18 protein-coding genes and 1 rRNA gene are annotated in these 23,716 nt (G+C 71.6%); 13 read left to right on the forward strand and 6 right to left on the reverse strand.

Annotated features, from left to right (window positions below; translation table 11 throughout):
• A 5S ribosomal RNA gene (rrf, locus tag AB0A95_RS28980) occupies positions 1-89 on the forward strand; the annotation flags it as partial.
• A 409-nt stretch (positions 90-498) separates the two neighbouring features.
• Here rrf and AB0A95_RS28985 read toward each other — a convergent pair.
• A complete protein-coding gene (locus AB0A95_RS28985) occupies positions 499-1,185 on the reverse strand; it encodes a hypothetical protein (protein WP_357558907.1) in 687 nt (228 codons plus the stop codon).
• A gap of 69 nt (positions 1,186-1,254) precedes the next feature.
• Between AB0A95_RS28985 and AB0A95_RS28990 the strand changes: the two genes are divergently transcribed.
• From AB0A95_RS28990 to AB0A95_RS29000, 3 genes are read left to right on the forward strand one after another with little or no spacing between them, the layout of a single operon-like run.
• Entirely contained in the window at positions 1,255-3,873 is a 2,619-nt protein-coding gene (locus AB0A95_RS28990; protein ID WP_357558908.1) for a valine--tRNA ligase, read from the forward strand.
• Positions 3,870-5,204, forward strand: a complete 1,335-nt coding sequence (locus AB0A95_RS28995) for a folylpolyglutamate synthase/dihydrofolate synthase family protein (RefSeq protein ID WP_357558909.1) — start codon at positions 3,870-3,872, stop codon at positions 5,202-5,204. The genes AB0A95_RS28990 and AB0A95_RS28995 overlap by 4 nt, the downstream gene beginning before the upstream one ends.
• Complete coding sequence (locus AB0A95_RS29000) at positions 5,201-5,626, forward strand: DUF4233 domain-containing protein (RefSeq protein ID WP_357558910.1); 426 nt, start codon at positions 5,201-5,203, stop codon at positions 5,624-5,626. The genes AB0A95_RS28995 and AB0A95_RS29000 overlap by 4 nt, the downstream gene beginning before the upstream one ends.
• Positions 5,627-5,650: 24 nt before the next feature.
• Here AB0A95_RS29000 and AB0A95_RS29005 read toward each other — a convergent pair whose 3' ends face one another.
• Entirely contained in the window at positions 5,651-7,177 is a 1,527-nt protein-coding gene (locus AB0A95_RS29005) for a VOC family protein (RefSeq protein WP_357558911.1), read from the reverse strand.
• 141 nt (positions 7,178-7,318) lie between these two features.
• Here AB0A95_RS29005 and ndk point away from each other — a divergent pair, with 141 nt between their 5' ends.
• Positions 7,319-7,744: a nucleoside-diphosphate kinase gene (gene ndk / locus AB0A95_RS29010; RefSeq protein WP_357558912.1), complete on the forward strand. Its 426-nt coding sequence runs from the start codon at positions 7,319-7,321 to the stop codon at positions 7,742-7,744.
• A 70-nt stretch (positions 7,745-7,814) separates the two neighbouring features.
• Here the strand turns inward: ndk and sigJ are convergent, their stop codons facing one another.
• Together sigJ and AB0A95_RS29020 are read right to left on the reverse strand one after the other, a co-directional pair.
• Complete coding sequence (sigJ, locus tag AB0A95_RS29015; RefSeq protein WP_357558913.1) at positions 7,815-8,693, reverse strand: RNA polymerase sigma factor SigJ; 879 nt, start codon at positions 8,691-8,693, stop codon at positions 7,815-7,817.
• Positions 8,690-9,133 carry a carboxymuconolactone decarboxylase family protein gene (locus tag AB0A95_RS29020; protein ID WP_357558914.1) on the reverse strand — a complete coding sequence of 148 codons (444 nt, stop codon included), beginning with the start codon at positions 9,131-9,133 and terminating at the stop codon, positions 8,690-8,692. The genes sigJ and AB0A95_RS29020 overlap by 4 nt, the downstream gene beginning before the upstream one ends.
• A 186-nt stretch (positions 9,134-9,319) precedes the next feature.
• Here AB0A95_RS29020 and AB0A95_RS29025 point away from each other — a divergent pair, with 186 nt between their 5' ends.
• Positions 9,320-10,870, forward strand: coding sequence for an alkaline phosphatase D family protein (locus AB0A95_RS29025; RefSeq protein WP_357558915.1), 1,551 nt, complete (start codon positions 9,320-9,322; stop codon positions 10,868-10,870).
• A gap of 114 nt (positions 10,871-10,984) precedes the next feature.
• On the opposite strand, the gene AB0A95_RS29030 is transcribed toward AB0A95_RS29025, so the two are convergent.
• A complete protein-coding gene (locus tag AB0A95_RS29030) occupies positions 10,985-11,326 on the reverse strand; it encodes a hypothetical protein (protein WP_357558916.1) in 342 nt (113 codons plus the stop codon).
• Between the two features lie 309 nt (positions 11,327-11,635).
• Between AB0A95_RS29030 and ileS the strand changes: the two genes are divergently transcribed.
• Together ileS and AB0A95_RS29040 are read left to right on the forward strand one after the other, a co-directional pair.
• Entirely contained in the window at positions 11,636-14,782 is a 3,147-nt protein-coding gene (ileS, locus tag AB0A95_RS29035) for an isoleucine--tRNA ligase (protein ID WP_357558917.1), read from the forward strand.
• 96 nt (positions 14,783-14,878) lie between these two features.
• Positions 14,879-15,565 carry a lysophospholipid acyltransferase family protein gene (locus tag AB0A95_RS29040; RefSeq protein ID WP_357558918.1) on the forward strand — a complete coding sequence of 229 codons (687 nt, stop codon included), beginning with the start codon at positions 14,879-14,881 and terminating at the stop codon, positions 15,563-15,565.
• Positions 15,566-15,595: 30 nt separating this feature from the next.
• Here the strand turns inward: AB0A95_RS29040 and AB0A95_RS29045 are convergent, their stop codons facing one another.
• On the reverse strand, positions 15,596-16,933 hold the full coding sequence (locus AB0A95_RS29045) for a hypothetical protein (RefSeq protein WP_357558919.1): 1,338 nt from the start codon (positions 16,931-16,933) through the stop codon (positions 15,596-15,598).
• Positions 16,934-17,011: 78 nt separating this feature from the next.
• Here AB0A95_RS29045 and AB0A95_RS29050 point away from each other — a divergent pair, with 78 nt between their 5' ends.
• The 5 genes from AB0A95_RS29050 (at position 17,012) to AB0A95_RS29070 (ending at position 23,610) form a co-directional block, all read left to right on the forward strand.
• Positions 17,012-19,084 (forward strand): TIGR03960 family B12-binding radical SAM protein, encoded by a 2,073-nt coding sequence (locus AB0A95_RS29050; RefSeq protein WP_357558920.1) that lies wholly within the window; start codon positions 17,012-17,014, stop codon positions 19,082-19,084.
• A 221-nt stretch (positions 19,085-19,305) separates the two neighbouring features.
• The gene (locus AB0A95_RS29055) at positions 19,306-19,746 is read left to right on the forward strand and encodes a hypothetical protein (RefSeq protein WP_357558921.1); all 441 of its coding nucleotides are present in this window, start codon (positions 19,306-19,308) and stop codon (positions 19,744-19,746) included.
• Positions 19,747-19,756: 10 nt separating this feature from the next.
• Positions 19,757-21,214 carry a hypothetical protein gene (locus AB0A95_RS29060; protein ID WP_357558922.1) on the forward strand — a complete coding sequence of 486 codons (1,458 nt, stop codon included), beginning with the start codon at positions 19,757-19,759 and terminating at the stop codon, positions 21,212-21,214.
• 10 nt (positions 21,215-21,224) lie between these two features.
• A complete protein-coding gene (mycP, locus tag AB0A95_RS29065) occupies positions 21,225-22,649 on the forward strand; it encodes a type VII secretion-associated serine protease mycosin (RefSeq protein ID WP_357558923.1) in 1,425 nt (474 codons plus the stop codon).
• Positions 22,650-22,797: 148 nt separating this feature from the next.
• Positions 22,798-23,610: a TIGR03936 family radical SAM-associated protein gene (locus tag AB0A95_RS29070; RefSeq protein ID WP_357558924.1), complete on the forward strand. Its 813-nt coding sequence runs from the start codon at positions 22,798-22,800 to the stop codon at positions 23,608-23,610.
• Positions 23,611-23,716 lie beyond the last annotated feature (106 nt).

Consider the following 23,716-nt stretch of genomic DNA (forward strand, 5'->3'; position numbering starts at 1 on the left):
CCGGTTACATTCCGAACCCGGAAGCTAAGCCCTCCAGCGCCGATGGTACTGCACTCGTGAGGGTGTGGGAGAGTAGGACGCCGCCGGACAATCTTTCAAATAGGGCCACCCCGATACGGGGTGGCCCTATTTGCATATCCGCATCCTGACGCGCCCCGGCCGGAGCCCTCCCGGGATCCCGAGCCGCTCTACCCCGGGTGCGCCCCCTGACCTCGCAAGGGGTCCCTGACCACGGCGCCACCCCCGATTACGGCGGGTTTCCCGTTTACGGCACCACCCCGACCGCGCACGGGTTGATCGACTCGACTTTCTTGAAATCGTGGTATCCACGAGCGCGAGACACCCCGATTTCAGCAAACCCGAGTCGATCGCAGGTGGGCGGGGCATCCGCGAGCGCGGAAAGGTTCGGTGTCGGCGGACCCGAGGCGATGGGCCGAGGGCTGGACCGGGTTCGACCTTGGAATGGGCTCGACCTGGGGGCGGGCGAGACGTGTGGGGTCAGTTACGGGTCTGCATGTCCTTGCGGAGGTCGCGGAGCAGGCTGCCGGCGTCGGTGACCGACCGTCCGGGGAACATCGCCATCACCACGCTGCCGTGGTCGGCCCACCCGCACACCGCGAAGTCGCCGCCCTCGCCGCTGGTGCTGCCGCACCTCATCACGCCGCCCAGGTCGCCCGCGGGCACCTCGCGTAGCCCGTTCACCGAACCGGTCTCGTCGGACATGAGGCGGAACAGGCTCTCCAGATCGCGTTCCGGCTGCCAGAGCAGCGTGGTGCCACCGAAGATGAGCACCGAGCGCTTGTCGTCGGCCGGGTCGCGGTAGACGGTGCCGAAGCTGCGGTCCAGCTCGATGTCGGCCGCCAGGCCGCTGCGCAGGTAGTCAGCAGTGCTCTTCGCCCGTTCGCTGTCGTCCCGGGTCAGACCGGCCACCTGCGGGGGTGAGGTCAGCTCGGTGTCCTTCTGCTGCGCCACCCGCCAGCCGGCGGCGCCCAGCACACCGGCACCCGCGAGGCCGACCACCAGCGCGACCGTCCAACCGATCTTGCGCCGTCGCGACCAGCCGCCGGCGCGCTCGTCGGGGTCGCCCCCGGAGTCCCGGGTGCTGAGTTGGATCGGCTCTTCGGTCAGCTCGACCGGCTCGCGACCGCCGTCGAGCGACCGCTCGGTGAGATGTGCGTCGGACATAGCCGACACCGTACGCGAACCACAGGTGGCGCACGTCAGGTCCGCGGAAGCCCTCCGTAGACTTGTCAGGTGACCGAGAGACTGGATGCCCGACGCCCCGACGCCCCGACCCTTGCCGGCCAGTACCAGCCCGGCGAGGTAGAGCAGCGACGGTACGAGCAGTGGGTAGCCGCCGGCCACTTCCGGGCCTCGGCCGACAGCGACAAGCCCCCCTTCACCATCGTCATCCCGCCGCCGAACGTGACCGGCTCGCTGCACATGGGCCACGCGTTCGAGCACACCCTGATGGACGCGTTGACCCGGCGTAAGCGGATGCAGGGGTTCGAGGCGCTGTGGCTGCCCGGCATGGACCACGCCGGCATCGCCACCCAGAACCTGGTGGAGCGTCAGCTCGCCGCCGAGGGCCTGTCCCGCCACGACCTGGGCCGGGAGAAGTTCGTCGAGCGGGTCTGGCAGTGGAAGGCCGAGTCCGGTGGGGCGATCCTGGGGCAGATGCGGCGCCTCGGCGACTCCGTCGACTGGGACCGTGAGCGCTTCACCATGGACGAGGGGCTGACCCGTGCCGTCCAGACGATCTTCAAGAAGCTCTTCGACGAGGGCCTCATCTACCGGGCCAACCGGATCATCAACTGGTGCCCCCGCTGTCTGACCGCGCTCTCCGACATCGAGGTCGAGCACACCGACGACGACGGTGAGCTGATCTCGATCCGCTACAGCGACGAGGTCGTGGTGGCCACCACCCGGGCCGAGACGATGCTGGGCGACACCGCCGTGGCGGTGCACCCGGACGACGAGCGGTACCAGCACCTGATCGGCACCGAGGTCGAGCTGCCGCTGACCGGCCGCCGCATCCCGATCGTCGCCGACGCGCACGTCGACCCGTCGTTCGGCACCGGCATGGTCAAGGTGACCCCGGCGCACGACCCCAACGACTTCGAGATCGGCCAGCGGCACGACCTCCCCGCGCTCACCGTGATGGACGAGCGCGGGGTGATCACCGTGCCCGGCCCGTTCGAGGGGCTGGACCGGTTCGAGGCGCGGCCCGCGATCGTGGCGGCGCTGCGCGAGCAGGGCCGGATCGTCGCGGAGAAGCGGCCGTACGTGCACGCCGTCGGGCACTGCTCGCGGTGCAAGACGACAGTCGAACCGCGGCTGTCGTTGCAGTGGTTCGTCAACACCGCCCCGCTGGCCCAGGCCGCCGGCGACGCGGTGCGCGACGGCCGGGTCCGCATCGAGCCGGCCGAGCTGGCCAAGCGCTACTTCGCCTGGGTCGACAACATGCACGACTGGTGCATCTCCCGCCAACTGTGGTGGGGGCACCGGATCCCGGTCTGGTACGGCCCGCAGGGCGAGATCGTCTGCGTCGGCCCGGACGAGCAGCCGCCGACCGGCGACGGCTGGCGGCAGGACGAGGATGTGTTGGACACCTGGTTCTCCAGCGCTCTGTGGCCGTTCTCCACGCTCGGCTGGCCGGAGCAGACCCTGGATCTGGCCAAGTTCTACCCGACGAGTGTCCTGGTCACCGGCTACGACATCCTGTTCTTCTGGGTCGCCCGGATGATGATGTTCGGCCTGTACGCGATGGACGGCAAGCAGCCGTTCGACGTGGTGGCCCTGCACGGCATGGTCCGGGACGAGCACGGCAAGAAGATGTCCAAGTCGTTCGGCAACGTGGTCGACCCGCTGGACTGGATCGACAGGTTCGGTGCCGACGCCACCCGGTTCACCCTGGCTCGCGGCGCCAACCCCGGGCAGGACGTGCCGGTCAGCGAGGAGTGGTGCCAGGGCTCGCGCAACTTCTGCAACAAGCTCTGGAACGCCACCCGCTTCGCCCTGATGAACGGTGCGCACACCACGGGTGACCTGCCGCCCGCCGAGCAGCTCTCCACAGTCGACAGGTGGATCCTGTCCCGGCTGGCGCACGTCACCGCCGAGGTCGACGAGCAGTTCGAGGCGTACGAGTTCGCCAAGGTGTGTGACCTGCTCTACCACTTCGCCTGGGACGACGTCTGCGACTGGTACGTGGAGCTGAGCAAGCCGGTGCTCGCCGAGGGCGGCGCACGGGCCGAGGCCAGCCGTCGGGTGCTCGGGCACGTGCTGGACCAGCTGCTGCGGCTGCTGCACCCGGTCATCCCGTTCGTCACCGAGGAGCTGTGGCTCGCGCTGACCGGCGGCGAGACGGTGCAGACCGCCGCCTGGCCGGTGGCCGACCGGTCGCGTGTCGACGACGCCGCCGAGGCCGAGTTGGCAGGTGTGCAGCGCGTGGTCACCGAGATCCGGCGGTTCCGCTCCGATCAGGGGCTGCGACCCACCCAGCGGGTGGCCGCCCGGTTGGACGGGCTCGCCGGGGCGGGCATCGACGCCCACGAGCCGCTGATCCGCTCCCTGGTCCGGCTCGATCCGGCCGGCGACGACTTCCAGGCCAGCGCCACGCTGGCCATGCCCGGCGCGGTAGGTGTCGCGTTGGACACCCGGGGGTCGATCGACGTGGCCGCCGAGCGGGCCCGGCTGACGAAGGACCGCGCCGCCGCCGAGAAGGAGGTCGCGCAGGCCCGCGCGAAGCTCGACAACCCTGCCTTCATCGGCAAGGCCCCCGAGCCGGTGGTCGCGAAGATCCGCGACCGGCTCGCCACCGCCGAGGCCGACCTGGTCCGGATCGACGCTGCTCTGGAGACACTGTCCTCGTGACCGACCGTACCGAATTCGCCGCCGTCGAGGCCGAGCTGAACGCCCGTGGCTTCACCCGCATGGTCTTCGAGCTGGACCGGATCGAGTCGCTACTCGATCTGCTCGGCAGCCCACAGCGGGCGTATCCCGCGATCCACCTGACCGGCACCAACGGCAAGACCTCCACCGCGCGGATGATCGACTCGCTGCTGCGGGCGTTCGGGCTGCACACCGGCCGCTACACCAGCCCGCACCTGGAGACCGTCCGGGAGCGGATCAGCCTGGACGGGGAGCCGGTCAGCGAGGAGCGGTTCGCGGCGGTCTACCGGGAGATCAAACCGCTGGCCGAGCTTGTCGACGCGCGGTCGGACGAGCCGCTGACGTACTTCGACATGACGACGGCGTTGGCGTTCGCCACGTTCGCCGACGCGCCTGTCGACATCGCGGTGGTCGAGGTGGGCCTCGGCGGTGCCGAGGACGCCACGAACGTCATCCAGGCCGGAGTCTGTGTGATCACCCCGATCGGGCTGGACCACACCGAGTGGCTGGGTGACACGCTTCAGGACATCGCGCTGGCCAAGGCCGGCATCATCCATCCGGGCGCCACGGTGATCGCCGCCGCCCAGGAGGAGGAGGCGGCCGGTCCGCTCCTCGACCGCTGTGCCGAAGTGGGGGCCACCATCGCCCGGGAGGGCGCCGAGTTCGGCGTACTCGGTCGGGCGGTCGCGGTCGGCGGCCAGGTGCTGCGCCTCCAAGGTCTGGGTGGCGTCTACGACGACGTGTTCATTCCGCTGCACGGTGCCCACCAGGCGCAGAACGCGGCGGTGGCGCTCGCCGCCGTGGAGGCGTTCCTGGGTGCCGGGGCGCGACGTCAACTGGACATCGAGGCGGTCCGGGAGGGCTTCGCCTCGACCAGCTCCCCGGGTCGGCTGGAGCGGGTCCGGAACGCCCCGACCATCCTGCTGGACGGGGCGCACAACCCGCACGGCATGAAGGCCACAGTCACCGCGCTCCAGGAGGAGTTCGCGTTCAGCAAGCTGGTGGCCGTGATCGGCGTCCTCGCCGACAAGGACGCCGAAGGTCTGCTGGAGCTGCTGGAGCCGGTGGTCGACCAGGTGGTGGTCACCCGGAACAGCTCGCCACGGGCGATGCCGACGGAGGAGCTTGCCGCGCTGGCCGCCGAGATCTTCGGCGAGGAGCGGGTGGAGTCGGCCGAGGAGATGCCGGACGCGATCGAGCTGGCGGTCGCGTTGGCCGAGGAGGACGTTCCCGGCGAGCTGAGTGGGGTTGGGGTGCTGGTCACGGGGTCGGTGGTGACGGTCGCCGACGCGCGTCGGCTGCTGAAGCGATGACCGACCCAGAGCGGGAGCCGCACACCCCGACCGGCCCGCCGGTCGAGCAGCCTGCGGGGGAGGAGCCCACGGCCGGGCAGCCGCGACGCTCCGGGTTGCGCAACCCGGAGCGGGCGGTCCGCGGCCTGGGCGCGGGCACGCTCAGCCTGGAGGCGCTGGTGCTGCTGCTGGCGATCCAGCCGATCCGGGTGGTCGGCGGTGACCTGAGTGGTGCCGCCATCGGTGCCGTGGTGGCGCTGGCGGTGGCCGCTGTCGTGGTCGCCGGCATGATGCGCCGCCCCTGGGCGTGGCACGCCGGCACGGTGCTCCAGGGTCTGCTGATGCTGGGCGGCCTGCTGCACTGGTCACTGCTCGCCCTGGGCATCATCTTCGCCCTGGTGTGGGCGTACGCGATGCACGTCCGTCGGGTCATCCTCGGCTGACGCCGGACCGGGCCCCGGGCCGGGTCAGGCCTCGGCGCGTTCGCGCCACTGGGTGAGCGCGATGCCGTGGCCGTCCGGGTCGCGGAAGGCCGCCGCCCACACCTCCAGCTTCGAGCCCCGGTTGACCACCCGGGGCGCGTACGTGAATCGGACGCCCGACCCGCGGAGCCGTTCGTACGCCGCTTCGATGTCGTTGACCTCGAGGTTGACGTGCACCAGCCGGCGGCTGATGGGTGCCGCCCCGGTCACCTCGCGCAGCACCAGCCGGGTCGTGCCGGAGGCGAGCACGGCGTTGCCGGCGCCCTGGTCGACCTCGCTGAAGCCGAGCACGTCACGGTAGAAGTCGAGCGACCGGGACAGGTCGGTCACCAACAGGGTGAGACCCACACCGCTGATCGGCGCGGCGGGATCGGCGGCCGCGTCCCCGGCGAACCCGAAGATCGCCTCGTCCAGTTCCGCGTCGGTGACTGTCGCGCGCGCCGCCCCGCCCGGGGAGGGATCGTCCAGCGGAAGATCGAGCGGGTCCAGCGGGTCGGTAGCGCCCGGACCGGACCGCTGCGCGGGCGGCGGGTCGGCGATCCGGTCGGCGGTCGGCAGGTCGCTCCGGTCGGCGGCCGGCTCGTCGCTCCCGTCGGTCCGCGGCGGGTCGCTCCGGTCAGCGGCCGGCGGGTCGAACCGGTCGGCGGTCGGCACGTTGCTCCGGTCGGCCTCCGGTGGGTCGAACCGGTCGGCGGCGGGCTCGTCGAAGTGCTCCTCGGCGGGCGGGCGCGGCGCCGGGGTGGCCCGCCGGGGCAGCCCGCCACCGGCCTGCTGGTCGACGAGGACGCCCTCCAACACCACGGGACCGCCCGGGCTCTGGTGCATCACCACGTGCTCGCGGTCCTCGCGACGGTCGCCCGAGTCGTCGCGCAGCGGGTCGGGGCGCAGGGGATCGGGACGTGCGGAGTCGGGGCCGAGTGGGTCGTGGAACCGGTCACCGAGCGGATCGCCGAAGTCGTCCCGGAAGTCGTCGTCCGGCCCACGGTCGGCCCACGGCGGGGCATCCTGCTGGATCAGCACCTCGTCCACGGCGTCGACGTCGGCGAACTCCGGCGGAAGGTCGGCGACGGCGGCGGCGGTCTCGGCGTGGGTCGGCACCTCGTCCCAGAGGACCTTGACGTGCCGCTGGTCGTCCAACGCGACACGGATCGGCAGGGCCTGGCCCAGCGACGGCCACTTGGAGACCGGCACCCTTGGCTCGATGATCTTCTTGGACCGGGGTGGCAGACCAGGCGCGTCGAGCACCAGTTGCAGTTCGCAGCGGCCGAACGCGTACTGGGTGGGAGGTTCGGAGGCGCTGTGCACGTGCCCGACGCCGACCACCCAGGTGCGTCCGCCACCGCGTACGGTCGCCAGCGCGATCGCCAGCACCAGCAGGGCGACCCCGAGAGCCACGATGGCCCAACTGGTCATGCCCAGCCCGAAGAGGACGACGAAGGTGGCAACGGTGCCCAGCACCGTGCCGATCAGCTTGCGTACCGGCGCGATGGGCCGGTTCCCGCCATTCGCCACAGTGGACCTCCCGGGGTCAGGGTCAGGCTAGGCCGGATCGGCCACCGGGGGAAAGACCGGCCGCCGCGCCGGCGCCGGGACCGGGTCGCTACGCTGACCGTACCGATCCCCAGCGTTCAGCGTGCACAGGAGGAACCCAGCGTGTCCAGCAACAGCCCGGATGAGCGCAGCCTCGTTCTGATCAAGCCCGACGCGGTCCGCCGTGGCCTGGTCGGCGAGGTTCTCTCCCGCTTCGAGCGCAAGGGGCTGCGGATCGACGCGATGGTGCACCGGACGATGGACGCCGCGCTCGCCGACCAGCACTACGCCGAGCACGTCGACAAGGCGTTCTACCCGCCGCTGAAGGACTTCATGACAAGCGGTCCGCTGGTCGCGCTTGTGCTCTCCGGAGACCAGGTCATCGACGTGGTGCGAGGGCTGGTCGGCGCCACCGACGGGCGAAAGGCCGCCGCCGGCACCATCCGGGGCGATCTGTCGCTGTCCAACCGGGAAAACCTGGTGCACGCCTCCGACTCGACAGACAGCGCCAAGCGCGAGATCGCGCTCTGGTTCCCCGAACTCGGCTGACCCGACCCGGCCGCGGCCGGCCCACGGCGCGCTCCGCGACCCGTCCGGGGCCGGCCGGCGGCGTCGGGGCTCAGTCGACCGGCGGCAGTTTCGTCGGGTTTCCGACCACGTAGATTCCGGTGATCCGGCCGTCGGCCGCGGCGATGGTCAACGTGTACCGACTGCCGTCCGCGCGGGTGACAAACACGGCGGGTTCCCCGTTCAGTTCGACCGGACGCACAGTCATCGGGCGGCGGCGGGGGCCGTAGATCCCGGCGAAGAACCGGGCGATCCGGTCCGCGCCACTGACCGGGTTGCGGGCGGCCCGGACCCGGCCACCGCCGTCGTTCCAGGCCGTGGCGTCCGCCGCGACCAGGCCGGTGAGCGTCGCCAGGTCACCGTCACGGGCGGCGGCGAGGAACGCGTCAAGCAACCGTTCCCGTTCGGCCCGGCTGGCGGTGAAGCGACGCTGCTCCTGATGGACCCGGGTGCTCGCCCGGTGGTGCAGTTGTCGACAGTCGTCGACGGACCGGTCCAGGATCTCGGCGATCTCGGCGTACGGCAGGTCGAAGGCGGTGTGCAGGACGTACACCGCCCGCTCCGGCGGGGTGAGCCGCTCCAGGACGTGCAACAACGCGGTGGAGAGCGAGTCGCGCAGCTCCGCGCGGTCCAACGGTCCGAACGGCGAGGGCGCGGTCGGCACCGGCTCGGGCAGCCAGGTGCCGACGTACGTCTCGCGGGCCGACTGCCGGGTCCGCAACCGGTCCAGGGCCAGGCGGGTGACCACCCGGGACAGGTAGCGGCGCGGTTCCTCCACCGCCGACCGGTCCACGCGCAGCCAGCGCAGGTACGCCTCCTGGAGCACGTCCTCCGCGTCGTGCCGGCTGCCGAGCAGGCGGTACGCGAGCCCGAGCAGCATCGGCCGGTGCGCCTGAAGCGCACCGGCCGCCTCTGCCGCCTCGGTCGTCACACCTGTGCCGGGGGCTCCGTGTGCGTCGTCACGGCGATCCGATTCCACACGTTGATTGTGGCAATCGCGAGGACCAGATCGGCCAGCTCCTTCTCCGACCAGACCTTCGCGGCGGCGTCCCACACCTCGTCCGAGACTCCGTGCTCGCCGAGCCGGGTCACCGCGTCGGTGAGCGCCAGCGCGGCCTGCTCCCGCTCGTCGAAGAACGACAGCGCCTCCCGCCAGGCGGACACCGCGAACAGCCGCCGGCTCGACTCGCCGGCGGCGAGGGCGTCGCGGCTGTGCATGTCCACGCAGAACGCGCAGCCGTTCAGGATCGACGCCCGCAGCTTGACCAGTTCCAGCACTGTGTGGTCGACGTTCGCCTGGACGTACTTCTCCAGGCCCGACACGGCCTGGTATCCCTGCGGCGCGACCTCGAAGAGCTTCATTCGTTGCATGACCAACTCCCTGTTCGATCCGACACCGTCACGACGGTGGGGCCGAGGCGTGTCGTGACAACCGCAGCGGTGACTCCGGTCACGCCCTCCGGACAACAGGCGTTCCGACCCCGGCCATCCGGGCCGCCGATCGCGGTCATCTCCGCCCGGTAGACCGACTGGGTCAACCCATGACCGGGAGGAAGCATGACCGAGCTTGATCGACGTACCCTGCTGCGGGCCGGCCTGGTGGCCGGGGCCGGAGTCGCCGGCGGCGCGTTGCTGGGCGGCGCCGGCGCGAACGCCGCCCCGGCGTGGCGGCCGGCGGGACGTCCGGTGCTCACCCACGGTGTGCAGAGCGGTGACGTGAGCGCGGACTCGGCGCTGGTCTGGACGCGGGCCGACCGGCCGGGCCGGATGCTTGTCGAGGTGAGCCGGCGGCCCGACTTCCGCGGTGCGCGGCAACTGCGCGGCCCCGCGCTCGGGCCGAACTCGGACTACACCGGCAAGGTCCGGCTGCGGGGCCTGCCGGACGCCGAGCGGCTGCACTACCGGGTCCGGGTGGAGAGCCTGGAGCGGCACGGGCTGGTCAGTGAGCCGCTGACCGGGACGCTGACCACCGCGCCCGGCCGGCACCGGCGGCGTGACGTGAGCTTCGTCTGGACCGGGGACATCGTCGGGCAGGGCTGGGGGATCGACCCCACCTTCGGCGGCATGTCGATCTTCCGGGCGATGCGGGAGACCCGGCCGGACTTCTTCCTGTGCAGCGGCGACACCGTGTACGCCGACGGTCCGCTTGTCGAGTCGGTGCCGCTGCCCGACGGGCGGCTCTGGCGCAACCTGGTCACGCCCGAAAAGAGCAAGGTCGCCGAGACGCTGACCGAGTACCGGGGACAGTTCGCGTACAACCTGCTCGACAGGCACCTGCGGGAGTTCGCCGCGGCGGTGCCGCAGATCAACCAGTGGGACGACCACGAGGTGCTCAACAACTGGTACCCGGGGGAGATCCTGGACGACCCGCGCTACACCGAGCGACGGGTGGACGTGCTCGCCGTCCGGGCCCGGCAGGCGTTCCACGAGTGGCTGCCCGTGCCGGACAACGGGACGCTGTACCGACGGCTGTCGTACGGGCCGCTGCTGGACGTGTTCGTGCTGGACATGCGGACCCACAAGGACCCGAACGACGGCAACACGTACGCCGACCCGAAGCGCGGTCTACTCGGCCGCGAGCAGCGGGAGTGGCTGATCCGCGAGCTGAAGCGGTCCACGGCGACCTGGAAGGTGATCGCCAACGACCTGCCGATCGGGGTGGTGGTGCCGGACGGTCCCACGGCGCAGGAGGGTGTCGCGCAGGGCGACCCGGGCGCGCCGGCCGGGCGTGAGCTGGAGTTCGCCGAGGTGCTGCGGGCCACCCATCGGGCCGGGGTGACCGGCATGGTCTTCCTCACCGCCGACGTGCACTACTCCGCCGCGCACCACTACGACCCGTCCCGGGCGGCGGTCGGCGACTTCACCCCGTTCTGGGAGTTCGTCTCCGGCCCCGCGCACGCCGGGGCATTCGGCCCGAACGCGCTGGACGGCACCTTCGGCCCGCAGGCCGCCTTCGTGCACGCCCCGCCGCGGGCGAACACCTCACCGGCGGAGGGCTTCCAGCACTTCGGCGAGGTCCAGATCGACGGTGCGTCCGGTGCCCTCACGGTCCACCTCCGCGACCGAGACGGCGCCTCCCTCTGGACCACCACCCTCCCCGCCCCCTGACCCGCCCGCGCTGATCATGAGGTTGACGGGCGGAGCGGTGATCCACCCGCCCGTCAACCTCATGATCGACGGGGCGGTGTCGGGGGTTCGAGCAGGCCGAACGGCTCCCCGTTGTCAACCGTCAGGTTGACGCCGCGGACTGCCCGAACCTTCCGACGCCGGGGTCGCCCGCGATGCGGCACGTGCGGGCTGTTCGGCCAGGATGGGCGCGGCCGACGTCGGGATCGGGCTGAGGAAGTCCGGTGCGGGCAGGCCGACGGTCAGCAGCTTGGCCGGCGCGGTCGCCGGCACCTCGGCGAGCACCCGCCGTGCGTGCCACGCCCAGGCGGTGTCCGGCCAGGGTGCCTCTTCGGGATGGCGCTGCACCACGAACAGGCTGGTCAGCACCTCCCAGAGTGGGCTGATGGCGATCCGGGTGCGGGCCAGTGTGGGCTCGTCCAACTCGATCCGGATCACCCGGTCAGCCCGGGGTGCCGGCGTAGGCGTTCACTCGGCGGCGGCGCGGTGGGCGGGTCGAGTATCGTTGGGCACCGTAAGGCGATGACCCGGCCATCACCGGTGAGCCTCCGGAAGAACGGCCGGGTGACCGGCCCAGTAGAACCGGACGGGTGCGGCCCGTCACAGCCGACAATGAGCGGGCGGTCGATCCTGACCGCCAAGCGGGGTGGTACCGCGGGCCACCCGGGGGCGTCGTCGAGGCGTACCCCGGAGGTTTCGTCCTCGCAGACCCACGTTGCGTGAGCTGCATGAGGAGAGCGACCCCCGATGGCCTATCCGTTGCACGACCCGACAGCCGCCGGTGTCCCGGCGAGCCCGGACCTGCCCGCGGTCGAGCGCCGGGTGCTGGAGCACTGGACGGCCGACAAGACCTTCGAGGCCAGCGTCGAGGCCCGTCCCGCCGGCACGGACGGTAAGAACGAGTACGTCTTCTACGACGGGCCGCCGTTCGCCAACGGTCTGCCGCACTACGGTCACCTGTTCACCGGGTACGTCAAGGACGTGGTGCCGCGCTACCAGACCATGCGCGGGCGGCACGTCGAGCGGCGCTTCGGCTGGGACTGCCACGGCCTGCCCGCCGAGGTGGTGGCCGAGAAGCAGCTCGGCATCACCAGCAAGGCGGAGATCATCGACCTGGGCGTGGCCCGGTTCAACGAGGCCTGCCGCACCTCGGTGCTGGAGTTCACCCAGGACTGGGAGCGCTACATCAACCGGCAGGCCCGCTGGGTCGACTTCACCAACGACTACAAGACCCTCGACCTGGACTACATGGAAAGCGTCATGTGGGCCTTCAAGACCCTGCACGACAAGGGTCTGATCTACGAGGGCTTCCGGGTGCTGGCGTACTGCTGGCGCTGCGAGACGCCGCTGTCGAACACCGAGACCCGGATGGACGACGTCTACCGGGACCGGCACGACCCGACCCTGTCTGTGTGGTTCGGGCTGACCGCCGACGAGTCCGCACCCGAGCTGGTGCGCGGGCCGGTCAGGCTGGGCGTCTGGACGACCACGCCGTGGACCCTGCCGTCGAACCTGGCGCTCGCCGTCGGCCCCGACATCGAGTACGCGGTGCTGGAACGCGACGGCGAGCGGTTCGTGGTCGGCGCGGCGCGGCTGGCCGCGTACGCCAAGGAACTGGACGGCTTCGCGCAGGTCGGCACGGTGTACGGCCGGGACCTGGTCGGACGCCGCTACACGCCGCTGTTCGACTTCCTCGTCGAGCAGGCCGGGGACAACGCCTACCAGGTGCTCGGCGCGGAGTTCGTCACCACCGAGGACGGCACCGGGATCGTGCACCTGGCCCCGGCCTTCGGCGAGGACGACCAGAACGTCTGCAACGCCGCCGGCATCCCGACCATCGTCACCGTCGACGACCACACCCGGTTCACCGCGCTGGTCCCGCCGTACCAGGGTGAGCAGGTCTTCGACGTCAACAAGCCGGTGATCCGGGAGTTGAAGGACCGGGGGGTGGTGCTCCGGCAGGACACCTACACCCACTCGTACCCGCACTGCTGGCGCTGTGACACCCCGCTCGTCTACAAGGCGGTGTCGTCGTGGTTCGTCGCGGTGACGCAGTTCCGGGACCGGATGGTCGAGCTGAACCAGGAGATCAACTGGACGCCCGGCCACATCAAGGACGGCTCGTTCGGCAAGTGGCTGGCCAACGCCCGGGACTGGTCGATCAGCCGGAACCGGTTCTGGGGTTCGCCGATCCCGGCGTGGAAGTCCGACGACCCGAACTACCCACGCCTGGACGTGTACGGCTCGCTCGCCGACATCGAGCGCGACTTCGGCGTACGCCTGACCGACCTGCACCGGCCGGCGGTGGACGACCTGGTCCGCCCCAACCCGGACGACCCGACCGGGCGGTCGATGATGCGCCGGGTGCCGGAGGTGCTGGACTGCTGGTTCGAGTCCGGGTCGATGCCGTTCGCCCAGGTGCACTACCCGTTCGAGAACGCGGACTGGTTCGAGCACCACTACCCGGGTGACTTCATCGTCGAGTACATCGGGCAGACCCGCGGCTGGTTCTACACGATGCACGTGCTGGCCACCGCGCTGTTCGACAGGCCGGCGTTCCGCAACTGCCTGAGCCACGGCATCCTGCTCGGCTCGGACGGGCGCAAGATGTCCAAGAGCCTGCGCAACTACCCGGACGTCTACCACGTCTTCGACGCGTACGGCTCGGACGCGATGCGGTGGATGTTGATGTCCTCGCCGGTGTTGCGCGGCGGCGACATGGCGGTCACCGAGGCGGGCATCCGCGACGCCGTGCGGCAGGTGCTGCTGCCGCTGTGGAACGTGTGGTATTTCTTCACCCTCTACGCCAACGCCGACGGGCACTCCGCGCGGCGGCGCACCGACTCGACGCACCTGCTCGACAGGTACATCCTGGCGAAGACCAACGAGCTGGTGTCGACTGTCGGCGCGCAGATGGACGCGTACGACATCTCCGGCGCCTGCGCCACAGTCCGGTCCTACCTGGACGCGCTGACCAACTGGTACGTGCGTCGCTCCCGGGACCGGTTCTGGTCCGGCGACGTCAACGCCTTCGACACCCTCTGGACGGTGCTGGAGACGCTCTGCCGGGTGGTGGCGCCGCTCGCGCCGCTGACCGCCGAGGAGATCTGGCGTGGGCTGACCGGGGAGCGGTCGGTGCACCTGACCGACTGGCCCTCGGCGGAGGACTTCCCGGCCGACCACGAGCTGGTCGCCGCGATGGACAACGTGCGGGCGGTCGCCTCGGCGGCGCTGTCGCTGCGCAAGGCCAAGGGTCTGCGGGTGCGACTGCCGCTGTCCACGCTGACCGTGGCCTCGCCGGCCGCGGAGCAGTTGCGTCCGTTCGCCGACCTGGTCACCGACGAGGTCAACGTGAAGGCCGTGGAGTTCAGCGCGGAGCTGTCCGCGTACTGCGAGCAGGTGTTGACGGTGGTGCCCCGGGCGCTCGGCCCGCGGGTCGGCAAGCAGGTGCAGCAGGTGATCAAGGCGGTCAAGGCGGGCGAGTGGGAGCTGGTCGACGGCGCCCCGGTGGCCGCCGGCGTCACCCTCGCCGAGGGCGAGTACGAGTTGCGCCTGGTCGCCGCCGACGCGGAGAACTCCGCGCCACTGCCCGGCGGTGAGGGCGTGGTGGTGCTGGACACCGAGGTCACCCCCGAACTGGCCGCCGAGGGGCTGGCCCGGGACGTGGTGCGGGTCGTGCAGCAGGCCCGCCGGGACGCCGACCTGGACGTCTCGGACCGGATCGTGGTGTCGGTGTCGGCGTCCGAGGAGGTGCGCGCGGCGGTGGCCGGATACCTCGACTTCGTGTCCCGGGAGGTGCTTGCCGACTCTGTTGACTTCGCCGAGGGCGTCGACGGTTTCGCCGGCGAGGTCGGCGAGGGCGAGCGGGTGACGGTCTCCGTCCGCCGGGTGTAGCTGCGGCTACGGACGCCCGTACACCTCCGTCCGGGAGGTGTGCGGGCGTCCGCTACCGTGACACCGCCTGTTCGCACCTGACCTGCCGGAGGACCAGTGCCCCTGCTCTACACCATCGGCAAGCTCGCCGTGGGGCCCACGCTGCGGTTGGCGTTCCGCCCGACCGTGGAGGGGCTGGAAAACGTGCCGGCCACCGGCGGCGCGATCTTCGCCGGCAACCACCTGTCGGTGGCCGACGAGCTGTTCCTCGGCACTGTCGTGCCCCGGCACCTGGCGTTCTGGGCGAAGTCGGAGTATTTCAAGGGCACCGGTGTGAAGGGCGCGATCTCCAAGTTCGTGCTCACCGGTCTGGGCGCCATCCCGGTGGAGCGGGGCGGCGGTCGGGCCGCGCTGTCCGCGTTCGACGCGGCGATCCCGGTGCTCAAGAACGGTGACCTGGTGGTGGTCTACCCGGAGGGCACCCGCTCGCCGGACGGCAGGCTCTACCGGGGACGGACCGGCACGGTTCGACTGGCGACCACGACCGGTGTGCCGATCATCCCGGTCGGCATGATCGGCACGGACAAGGCGCAGCCGATCGGCGCGCGGGTGCCCCGGCCCGGCGCTGCCGAGATCATCATCCGGTTCGGCAAGCCGATCCACCTGGCCGGACGGCCGACCGACCGCACCTCTTTGCGGCAGATGACCGACGAGATGATGAGCGAGATCCAGAAGCTCACCGGCCAGGAGTACGTCCCCCGCTACGCCCCGCCGCGCGCCCAACCGGACCCGACCCAGGCCTGACCCTCCTGATCAACAGTGGGTGGGTCGGGGTCAGCCCTTGGGCTGGATGATCTGTGCGCGCAGGGTGGCCAGCAGTGCGGCGCTGTCGGCGACGGAGAGCCGGGTGAACACTCCGGTGGCGATGCTGCCGTGGTCGACCGAGGTGCAGACCACCACCTCACCGCCATCGGACTGGCCGACCGCACAGCGCTCGTGCCGGCCCCGCACACCGGTGTCCACGCTCTCCGGGGCCTCCAGTGTGTAACGGTCGGTGAGCCGGCTGATCTCGGCCTCCGCGTCCGACTCCGGGCTGAGCCGAAAGCCGGTGCCGCCGAAGACCGTCACCTGCTTGCCCCCCGAGGTGGAGTAGACGCCGGCGAAGGTGTCCTCGGCCAGCAGGTGCTCCTTGCGTACCTCGTTCTCCAACTGCCGGGCGGCCTCCGCGCTGCGGTTGTCCTGGCGCAGACTCAGATCGTCCACCTGGGCGGGCAGGGCTGCCCGCACCGGGTACTGGGCTGAGATCGGGAACCCGTAGTAGGCGGGGCAGCCGCAGCAGCAGGCCAGGGTGAGCAGCAGAAACCAGGGCCAGCGGCGACGTCGGCGGACCGGCACCGGCACGTACCCCTTGGGGGCCTGCCAGCCCGGCGGAGGCCCCGCCGGTGGCGCCACGGGCGGTGTGGCGGACCGCTTGCCCCGGCGTTGCTTCGGCACCGTGGGCGGCGCGGGCGGTGGCGGTGCGGGCAGCGGCGACATGGGCCGGGTCGGCATCCTCGGCTCGGTGGCCCGTGGTGGCCTCGGGGCGGCCGCCGGAGACACCGGGTGCGACCCGACCGAGCGAGTGGGTTGGCTGGGCCACTGCCGGGTCGCCGGTGGCGTCGGATGCGGCATCGTCGGGGGTAGCTGGGGAAACGGCGGCAGCTCGGCGGAGGGCAGGTCCCAGCCGCCGGTGTCCACGCCGGCCCACGGGTCGACAGGCGTCTGGTGCTCCGGCGGCCCCACCGGCGTAGGTGGCGGTGGGGTCGGCTCGGCCGACTCACCCCACACCCGTCGGCGCGGCAGCGGGGGCGGCACCGGCGCCGAGCCGCTCCACCTGGGCGCGGGGGTTTCCGCGGCGGTGGCCGGCTCCGGTCGGCCCGAGGCTGCCGGCTGATCCGGAGTCTGGGGGCGCGTCGGAGGCTCCGGCTGGTCCGGCGGTGCCGGCTGGTCCGGCGGTGCCGGCTGGTCGGGCGGTGCCGGCTGGTCGGGCGGTGCCGGCTGGTCGGGCGGTGCGGGCTGGTCCGGCGGTACGGGTGGGGAGGCCGGCTCGTCGGCGGACGCCGGATCCCGGTCCGGCGCCGAGCCGGGGGTGTTCCCGTCGGCCGGCCGTGCTCCCGGCTGGGGCTCGGGCATCGCGGCAATCTCCTCTCACGCCGGTCCGAGGTTAGTACCGCGTCGCCACCGCCAGGCGGGCGCGTACCCTTGGGCATCATGAGTGCCCCGTCCACGACGCCGCGTGCGGCCGCGACCAACTCTCGCGACGACTCCAGCTCGGCGCCTCCGACGCCGAGCCGTGACCTGGAGCCGTCCGTCTGGTCCCAGCTCGAGCCGCTGCTGCCCCAGGTTTCCAAGCCCATCCAGTACGTCGGGGGCGAGCTGGGTGCGGTGACCAAGGACTGGGCCGCGGCGACGGTGCGCTGGGCGCTGATGTATCCCGACGCGTACGAGGTGGGCCTGCCCAACCAGGGCGTGCAGATCCTCTACGAGGTGCTCAACGAGCTGCCCGACACCCTCGCCGAGCGGACGTACGCGGTCTGGCCGGACCTGGAGACGCTGATGCGCACGCACGGCGTGCCGCAGTTCACCGTCGACGCGCACCGCGCGGTCCGCGACTTCGACGTGTTCGGCATCTCCTTCTCCACCGAGCTGGGTTACACCAACATGCTCACCGCGATCGACCTGGCCGGCATCCCGATGCTGGCCGCCGACCGCTCCGACGCCGACCCGGTGATCGTGGCCGGCGGACACGCCGCGTTCAACCCGGAGCCGATCGCCGACTTCATCGACGCCGCGGTGCTCGGTGACGGCGAGGAAGCGGTCCTGGAGATCACCGCGATTGTCCGGGAGTGGAAGGCCGAGGGCTCCCCGGGGGGCCGCGACGAGCTGCTGCTGCGGCTGGCGCGCACCGAGAGCGTCTACGTGCCGCGCTTCTACGACGTCGACTACCTTCCGGACGGGCGGATCCAGCGGGTCGTGCCGAACCGGGCGGACGTGCCGTTCCGGGTGCACAAGCGCACGACGATGGACCTGGACGCCTGGCCGTACCCGAAGAAGCCCCTCGTGCCGCTGGCCGAGACGGTGCACGAGCGGTACGCGGTGGAGATCTTCCGGGGCTGCACCCGGGGTTGCCGGTTCTGCCAGGCCGGCATGATCACCCGTCCGGTGCGGGAACGGTCGATCACCACTGTCGGGCAGATGGTCCGCGACGGCCTGGAGTTCTCCGGCTTCAACGAGGTGGGCCTGCTGTCGCTCTCCTCGGCCGACCACTCCGAGATCGGCGACATGTGCTCGGGCCTCGCCCAGCAGTACGAGGGCACGAACGTCTCGCTGTCGCTGCCGTCGACCCGGGTCGACGCGTTCAACATCGACCTCGCGCAGGAGCTGTCCCGCAACGGTCGGCGTACCGGCCTGACCTTCGCCCCGGAGGGCGGGTCGGAGCGCATCCGCAAGGTCATCAACAAGATGGTGTCGAAGGAAGACCTGATTCGCACTGTCGTCACCGCGTACACCAACGGATGGCGGCAGGTGAAGCTCTACTTCATGTGCGGCCTGCCCACCGAGACCGACGAGGATGTCCTCGAGATCGCGGAGATGGCGCACGAGGTGATCAGGGCCGGCCGGGCCGCCACCGGTTCCAAGGACATCCGCTGCACCGTCTCCATCGGCGGGTTCGTGCCGAAGCCGCACACCCCGTTCCAGTGGGCCTCGATGGACCGTCCGGAGGTCATCGACCACCGGCTCAAGATCCTCAAGCAGGCCATCAACGCGGACCGCTCGCTGGGCCGGGCCATCGGCTACCGCTACCACGACGGCGAGCCGTCGCTGATCGAAGGGCTGCTCTCCCGGGGCGACCGCCGGGTCGGGTCGGTGATCCGCAAGGTCTGGGAGAACGGCGGCCGGTTCGACGGGTGGAGCGAGCACTTCTCCTACCAGCGCTGGGTGGACGCGGCGGCCGAGACGCTGCCCGCGTTCGGGGTCGACCTCGACTGGTACACGACCCGGCAGCGCGAGGAGCTGGAGGTCCTGCCCTGGGACCACCTCGACTCCGGCCTGGACAAGGACTGGCTCTGGCAGGACTGGCAGGACTCGGTAAGCGAGTTCGAGCAGGACGACTGCCGGTGGACGCCCTGCTTCGACTGCGGCGTCTGCCCATCGATGGACACCGAGATCCAGATCGGCCCCACCGGCAAGAAGCTGCTGCCGCTCACCCCGCTGGGCGGTAACGGTATGCGGGTCCCGGCCGGCGACGGTGTGCAGGTCTCGGCCGGCGACCACCCGGCCTGACCGCTCGCCGCGGTGACCCACCACCGTCCACACTCCACCCGACGGGCCCGCGTTCTCGCGGGCCCGTCGGCGCCTGTCGGGCTGCGCAGCGCGCCACCGGTCCGTCCCGCCCCGCCATCGACGAAAGCCGTGGCGACCGGGGCTGCCCCGACCGGGCCACTGTCGATACGCTGCGTCTGACATGGACCGACCCGGCGGGTCGGTAACGGGGGAGGAAGCTCATGGGGACCATCCCGCCGCCGAACACCGGCGATCTACACGTCAGCGTCGAGGACCTGAACGCCGCGGCGGCGTACGTCGAGCGGCTGAAGCAGTACGTCGACGACACCATCATCTACGAGATGGAACGCGTCAAGGAGCGGATGAAGGGCGACAGCAACAACGCCCAGGCCGTCCCGAACGGCACCCCCTTCGGCGCCTACGAGGACGCCCGCATGCAGTGGCAGGCGCTGACCAAGTCCACTGCCAACATGGAGCTGCACCTCAAGACGCTGTCCCAGCGGCTTGCCTCGCTGAAGCAGGGCACCGAGGACATCGCCAAGGCATTCGGTGACACCGAGGCGCGCAACGGCGCCAACGGCAAGGAGATCGAGCGGTTGCTCGAGTCGGCGGCTCCGCCGCCCGCTGCCGGCGGCGTGCCCACCTACCCGTACACGGCCTGAGGGGGACGTCATGGCTGGAGGAACCTGGGAGCGGTGCGTCCGCGAGGTGACGCTCTCCGCGGACCCGGAGACTGTCGGATCGGTCGGGCAGGGGTGGGGAAACCTCTCCTCCGGCCTGACGCAGCTACGGGACGCGCTCGTCGGCCGATCGTTCGTCGGCCCGATCGCCACGGGTCAGGAGCGCCCGCACGTCGGTGGTCTGCCCGGGATGCTCGCCGGGTGGAAGGGCAGCGGTGGTGACGCCTACCGCGAGCATCTGGGTGAGATCGGCAAGCAGATCGAGGATCTGATCACCGATGCGACGAACGTCAGTGGCGCGTTGGCGCGGATCGAGACGGACATCCGCAGGGCGGTCGCCTCGATCCCGGTCCCACTGGGGGACGACTTCGGCATCAACGAGTGGAGCCTGCCCAACGGCACCGAGCTCGACGACGCCCGCGACGGCGAGAGCGCGTCGGGTTTCCTCGCCGCGCTGCGCAAGGACTACCAGAGCAACCCCGGTTCGTACGCCGATGGCGCGTTCCGCGACAAGGCCGACGACCTGGAGGCGACAATGAAGGTCGACGGCCAGGCGGGTGACCAGAAGCGGGGCGGTTGGTGGGACACCAAGGACCACCTGGACAACTGGTACCGGGACAACCAGCAGGCGGCCAACACCGCGATGTCCCCGCTGCCCCGGGCCGTCTACACCGAGCGTCCCAAGCTTGTGGTCAACGAGCCCTCGCCGGTCTCGGACGACTACCGACCCGACGATCGCGTACCGCCGAAGGGTCGACCTGACATCGGCGGCGGTGGTGGTGGCGGTGGTGGTGGCGGCGGTATCGGCGGCGTCCCGGACATCGGCAGCCGGCCGCCGGGCGGCGGCGCCGACTTCAGCGGTGGGCCGACGTCGGTCGGCGGCCCGTTCTCGCCGTCCGGTGCCGGATCCACCGGCGGTGACACCGGCTCGTTCACCCCGGGGTCCACCGGATCGGGTTATCCGGGTGTCGACGACGGCTACCGCACCGGCCTGGCCGGTGCCGCGCCCAGCAGCATCGGCGGCGTGGGTGGTGGCCTCGGCGGCACCGGCCTCGGCAGCGCCGGTCTCGGTGGGGCCGGCGGTGGTTTCGGCGGTGGCGTGGGCGCCGGCGGGATCGGGGCCGGTGGTGGTGGCCTGGGCGCGGCCGGCGGGATCGGCGTGGGCAGCATCCCCGGCATGGTGGGTGGCGGCAACGGCAAGGTGCCGCCGATGACGAGCGCGGCGAACGCGCTGCGCGCCGCCACCGGTGCGGGCGGCCCCGGCCTGGCGGGCGGCGCGCGTGGCGGCGCCGGGATCGGCGGTGCCGGCATGATGGGCGGCGGCATGATGGGCGGCGCGGGCGGCGCCGGGCATGGCGGTGGTACGGGCTCCGAGCACTCGTCGTGGTTGACTGAGGACGACGATCCGTGGGGCCCCGGTGACGGGTCGTCCCCGGGCATCCTGCGATGAGGACGGACGGATGAGGGTGAACGTCGCAGCGCTCCGGCCGGCCGCGGCCTGCCTGCTGGCGGGGCTCCTGGTGGTGGGGGCCGCCCAACCGGCGGTCGCCGCGCCCCGGCGGGCCGAGCAGTGGTACGTGGACGAGCTGCGGATCGAGCAGGCGCACGAGCTGTCCACCGGGCGGGGCGTGGTCGTGGCCGTGATCGACAGCGGCGTGGACGCCAACCATCCGGAGCTGAAGGGCCAGGTGCTTCCCGGTGGCCGCAGCGACGGCGGCAGCGGGGACGGACGCACCGACGCGCAGGGGCACGGCACCCACATGGCCGGCATCATCGCGTCGGCGAACGCCACCTCCGACGGCGTGGAGGGCGTCGCCCCCGGTGCCAAGATCATGCCCATCAAGCTGGACGTGTCCGGCGATGTGGGTTACGACGAGGCGGCGGTGAGCCTCGGCATCCGGATGGCCGTCGACGGTGGCGCCAAGGTGATCAACATATCGCTGGGCAAGCCGTCGGCAGTCACCCCCGAGGAGGAGAGCGCCCTCAGGTACGCCCTGGAGCGCGACGTCGTCGTGGTGGTGGCCGCCGGCAACACCGCCAAGGGCAGCGTCAAGGTCGATACTCCCGCCAACGTCCCCGGCGTGATCGCCGTGACCGGGACGACCCGGGGCGGCAGGTTCTGGTCCGGCTCGGTCCAGGGTCCGGAGGCGGTGGTCGCCGCACCCGGCGATGACATCTACAACGCCGGCCGGGACAAGGGCTACGGCTGGGGTGACGGCACCTCCGACTCGACGGCGATCGTCTCCGGTCTGGCCGCGTTGGTCCGATCGAAGTACCCGAACCTCGACGCCGCCAACGTGATCAACCGGATCATCCGCACCGCCCGGGACTCCGGCCCCGCCGGCCGCGACCCGCAGTACGGCTTCGGCCTGATCGACCCGGTGGCCGCACTGAGCGCGAACGTGCCGCAGGTCACCGCGAACCCGCTGCTCGGCCCGGCCGCCGCGACGGCCGCCCCCGCGCCGAGCCGGACCGCCGACGCGGCCGAGGAGTTTGACGTCACCGAGCACGGCGACCGCGGTGGCCCCACGGACCAGCAGGTCATGGTGGTCGTCATCGGTGTCGCGGTGGTGGTGGTGCTGCTGTTGGGGCTGACGGTGTTCCTGATCTGGAACCGACGTCGGTACCGTCGTGAGGCGGCCCTGGCGGCCAACGTCCCGGATCACCTGCTCGACCAGGAGCCTCCCGGCGGATACGGGCCGCCGGGCGCCGGCTACCCCCCACCCGGCGCCGGTTACGCGCCGCCGTCCGGTTATCCCCCACCTGCGGGGTACGCCCCGCCCAGCGGTGGCTACCCGCCACCGTCCGGCCACGCGCCGCCGGGTTACGGCCCGCCGGTGGGGGCGCCACCGCCGCCCCCACCGGGGAGCGGCAACCGGTCCTGATCGTGGTGGCTGGCCGGATGACCTTCGGGTCGCCCGGCCGGCCATCGGCGTTCCGGCAGGTGATCGTCGCGGTGTGGGCCGGTTTGAACCGGTTTGCCGGGGCGGGAGGACAGCCCCGGGTGCGGACCGGCACGGGCCCTGAGCCAGGATGGTTGGACACGCAGGTCCACCCGAGGAGCCCACGATCGCCAAGAAGCCTCAACCCGAGGGCGGCCAGGCACCGGTCGTCCAGCGCGTCCGCATCCGGTACGCCAAGCGCGGGCCGCTGCGGTTCACCTCGCACCGGGATTTCGCCCGGGCGTTCGAGCGCGCGCTGCGCCGGGCCGCCGTGCCGGTCGCCTTCTCCCAGGGTTTCCACCCGCACCCGAAGATCTCCTACGCCAGTGCCGCGCCCACCGGGGTGGCGAGCGAGGCGGAGTATCTGGAGATCGCTCTCCAGGCGGCGGTCGACCCGGAGCAACTGCGGGCCGCGTTGGACGCCGCGCTCTCGCCGGGGCTGGACGTGTTGGACGCCGTGATCGCCGAGGGGGGCAACCTCCCGGACCGGATCGAGGCGTCGCACTGGCACATCGAGTTGCCCGAGGTGGAGACCGCCGTGCTCCGCGGCGCTGTGGACGCCTTCCTCGCGGCGGACGAGGTGCTTGTCGAGCGGATGACCAAGCAGGGCCGACGCACCTTCGACGCCCGCGCGGCGGTGATATCTGTCGATGTCATAGAGCCAACGCCGACGCCTTCCGGGGCGCCGGCCGTACCGTGTGCGATACTCGAACTGGTCGTGCGGCAGGTCACCCCGTCCGTACGGCCCGATGACGTCCTTTCCGGCCTCCGCGTGGTGGCCGACCTGGAGCCGCCGGTTTCGCCGAGGGTGACCCGGCTGGCTCAGGGCACGTTGACCGCGCAGGGTGCGATCGTGGATCCGTTGGATGCGGACCGCGACGGGGCAGCCATCGTTGGGCACTGACCGACGGTCCGTGCTCTGGCAGGCAGACTTCGGCGGTCGCGCACCACGCGCGCCCGGCGGAAACACTTTTGCGGCGACCCTGCGTGGCAGCGCTCACCCGCGCCCG

Origin of the sequence: Micromonospora sp. NPDC049230 (assembly GCF_040647875.1) — a bacterium.
GTDB lineage: Bacteria > Actinomycetota > Actinomycetes > Mycobacteriales > Micromonosporaceae > Micromonospora.

Excerpts from the sequence above, each read along its gene's own strand:
- AB0A95_RS29020 (WP_357558914.1), bottom strand. The coding sequence starts at position 9,133 with ATGCAACGAATGAAGCTCTTCGAGGTCGCGCCGCAGGGATACCAGGCC.
- mycP (WP_357558923.1), top strand. The coding sequence starts at position 21,225 with ATGAGGGTGAACGTCGCAGCGCTCCGGCCGGCCGCGGCCTGCCTGCTG.
- AB0A95_RS28985 (WP_357558907.1), bottom strand. The coding sequence starts at position 1,185 with ATGTCCGACGCACATCTCACCGAGCGGTCGCTCGACGGCGGTCGCGAG.
- AB0A95_RS29070 (WP_357558924.1), top strand. The coding sequence starts at position 22,798 with ATGGTTGGACACGCAGGTCCACCCGAGGAGCCCACGATCGCCAAGAAG.
- AB0A95_RS29000 (WP_357558910.1), top strand. The coding sequence starts at position 5,201 with ATGACCGACCCAGAGCGGGAGCCGCACACCCCGACCGGCCCGCCGGTC.
- AB0A95_RS29045 (WP_357558919.1), bottom strand. The coding sequence starts at position 16,933 with ATGCCCGAGCCCCAGCCGGGAGCACGGCCGGCCGACGGGAACACCCCC.
- AB0A95_RS29055 (WP_357558921.1), top strand. The coding sequence starts at position 19,306 with ATGGGGACCATCCCGCCGCCGAACACCGGCGATCTACACGTCAGCGTC.
- AB0A95_RS29060 (WP_357558922.1), top strand. The coding sequence starts at position 19,757 with ATGGCTGGAGGAACCTGGGAGCGGTGCGTCCGCGAGGTGACGCTCTCC.
- AB0A95_RS29025 (WP_357558915.1), top strand. The coding sequence starts at position 9,320 with ATGACCGAGCTTGATCGACGTACCCTGCTGCGGGCCGGCCTGGTGGCC.
- AB0A95_RS29050 (WP_357558920.1), top strand. The coding sequence starts at position 17,012 with ATGAGTGCCCCGTCCACGACGCCGCGTGCGGCCGCGACCAACTCTCGC.
- ileS (WP_357558917.1), top strand. The coding sequence starts at position 11,636 with ATGGCCTATCCGTTGCACGACCCGACAGCCGCCGGTGTCCCGGCGAGC.